1 rRNA gene is annotated in these 314 nt (G+C 59.2%); it reads right to left on the reverse strand.

Going from position 1 to position 314, the window contains the following annotated elements:
- Positions 1-314 (reverse strand): 23S ribosomal RNA (locus tag FDO69_RS41010); the annotation flags it as partial.

Below are 314 nucleotides of genomic sequence, written 5' to 3' on the forward strand. Positions count from 1 at the left end.
TCGTCCGTCCCGGTCCTCTCGTACTAGGGACAGCCCTTCTCAATATTCCTACGCGCACAGCGGATAGGGACCGAACTGTCTCACGACGTTCTAAACCCAGCTCGCGTACCGCTTTAATGGGCGAACAGCCCAACCCTTGGGACCGACTCCAGCCCCAGGATGCGACGAGCCGACATCGAGGTGCCAAACCATCCCGTCGATATGGACTCTTGGGGAAGATCAGCCTGTTATCCCCGGGGTACCTTTTATCCGTTGAGCGACGGCGCTTCCACAAGCCACCGCCGGATCACTAGTCCCGACTTTCGTCCCTGCTC

This window comes from Streptomyces tibetensis, from assembly GCF_007655005.1.
In the GTDB taxonomy this organism is placed as follows: domain Bacteria; phylum Actinomycetota; class Actinomycetes; order Streptomycetales; family Streptomycetaceae; genus Streptomyces; species Streptomyces tibetensis.